Below are 1,562 nucleotides of genomic sequence, written 5' to 3'. Positions count from 1 at the left end.
CAGTGGAAGTTATTGCAGGCAGCTGTCGCAGCTAACTGCATTGTGATTATGCAGGCGGCGAAAACGGGCTTGACGGAAGGCAGTGCTCCCAGCGGTAACGACTATGATCGAGAAGTCGTTGTGATTAACATCATGCGTATCAACCAGCTCCATTTAATCGAAGATGGTAAGCAGATCATCAGTTTACCAGGTGTCAGCTTGCACAAGCTTGAGAAAACGCTGAAAACGGTAAACCGAGCTCCCCATTCGGTGATCGGGTCTTCTTCTATTGGCGCTACCGTTGTCGGTGGTATTGCAAATAACTCTGGTGGCGCTCTGGTCAAACGGGGACCAGCTTATACCGAGCTGGCGTTGTTCGGTCAGGTAACAAAAGAAGGCGAACTGGTGCTTGTTAACCATCTGGGGATTGAAGGGCTTGGAGAAACACCGGAAGAGATCCTTGCCAATGTCGAAGCGGGTAACTTCGACACCAGCAAAATCATTCACAACGACGCCATGGCATCAGACAGAGAATACGACGAACGAGTCCGAGACGTAGATGCAGAAACCCCTTCTCGTTTTAACGCCGATTCACGTAGATTATTTGAAGCCAGTGGCTGTGCCGGAAAGCTGGCTGTTTTTGCAGTGCGTGTTGATACCTATCCGGTTCCCGAGAAAGAGCAGCTTTTTTATATTGGCTGTAACGACCCCGCTAAACTGACCATGCTTCGCCGTGAAATGCTGAGTAACTTCAAAAACTTGCCGGAAATGGGCGAATACATGCACCGCGACATATTCGACTTAGCGGAAAATTACGGTAAAGATGTATTCCTTTCTATCCATCATTTAGGTACAGACAAACTCCCCAAGTTTTTCGCTTTAAAAGCCAAAGTTGAGTCGGTTTTAAATCGCATTCCTTTTGTCTCGAAAGACCTTCCCGATACCCTACTCTATTGGATGAGCAAGCTCTTCCCTCAGCATTTGCCGGAACGCATGCTGGATTATCGGAATAAATACGAACATCACCTGATTCTTAAGATGAGTGATGGTGGAATTGAAGAAGCAAAAGCCTATCTGGGCAACGTTTGGTCTAAACAAGATGGCTGTGACTACTTCGAATGTACGGCTGATGAAGGTAAAAAAGCGCTGCTTCACCGGTTTGCAGCCGCAGGAGCAGCCATACGCTATGAGACCATCCATTCGAAAGAGGTGGAAGACATTCTCGCTCTGGACATCGCTTTGCGCCGAAACGACATTGACTGGGTGGAGCAGTTGCCAGAAGAAATCACAAACGACATGGTCATGGCACTCTACTACGGTCACTTCATGTGTCATGTATTCCATCAGGATTACATCTTCAAAAAAGGGGCTGACACCAAAAAGATCAAAGCCAAAATGTTGGAATTGCTTACCCAAAAAGGTGCGAAATACCCTGCCGAACACAACGTCGGGCATCTATACGAAGCAGAAAAGCAATTGCAGGCATTTTATCACTCACTTGATCCAACTAATACCTTTAACCCCGGTATTGGGAAAATGAGCAAGTACAAACGCAATTGCAGCTGTTGTGGCTAGAATCTGAC

Annotated in this window: 1 protein-coding gene; it reads left to right on the top strand. The window is 47.0% G+C overall.

Going from position 1 to position 1,562, the window contains the following annotated elements; translation table 11 throughout:
* Nucleotides 1–1,554, top strand: a 1,554-nt coding sequence (gene dld, locus RH89_RS14870; RefSeq protein WP_004403569.1) for a D-lactate dehydrogenase, incomplete at its 5' end; no start/stop codon positions are given.
* Nucleotides 1,555–1,562: the final 8 nt, after the last annotated feature.

The sequence above is a fragment of the Vibrio nigripulchritudo ATCC 27043 genome, assembly GCF_000222685.1.
Taxonomy (GTDB): Bacteria; Pseudomonadota; Gammaproteobacteria; order Enterobacterales; family Vibrionaceae; genus Vibrio; species Vibrio nigripulchritudo.
Note: the sequence above shows the minus strand (reverse complement) of the source record. Positions and strands in the feature narration are given on the sequence as shown.